The sequence below is a fragment of the Vibrio sp. 10N.222.49.A3 genome (genome assembly GCF_041475145.1).
Taxonomy (GTDB): domain Bacteria; phylum Pseudomonadota; class Gammaproteobacteria; order Enterobacterales; family Vibrionaceae; genus Vibrio; species Vibrio tasmaniensis_A.
The window spans coordinates 1-462 of the sequence record NZ_JBFRVM010000375.1 but is presented as its reverse complement, the minus strand read 5'-3'; the positions used below and the strand labels follow the sequence as shown (position 1 = coordinate 462).

General features: G+C 50.4%; 1 protein-coding gene. It reads right to left on the bottom strand.

Going from position 1 to position 462, the window contains the following annotated elements:
* On the bottom strand, nt 1-462 hold a 462-nt coding region (locus tag AB4589_RS25700), incomplete at both ends, for a hypothetical protein (protein ID WP_372070560.1).

Below are 462 nucleotides of genomic sequence, written 5' to 3'. Positions count from 1 at the left end.
TGGTTTCGTCTGTGATGGTTCCGGTACCAACATCCGATATATTTATGATGCTGTTGCCATCCCCAACAGTGCCACTTACATTGACTTTTAATTTGAAGTTTTCGGCCCCTTCTAGGTAGGGGTCGTCTTGAGTTGCTACGACTACGGTAATGCCAACTGCGTTGCCTGGGATGCTCAACGTCTTACCATTTTCAACGGTATTGTTCACCGCTTGACCATCCACCGTGTAGTTTACGTTCAGCATTACTTTGCCGCCCGTGGCTACAAAGTCGGCTATCTCAGCGTTGTCACTCACGTCTAAATCGAACTTGTACGTCAGGTCGGCGTCGACCGCGTTCGACAGGCTCACGGCAAAGCTTGCGCTTTGACCTTCAACCACTGGTGCTGCATCACCAACCGTTAGTGTTGGTTTATCGTTGTCTGTAGGTTTACCTGGATCAACAGGGCCGGTGCCGTCATCGG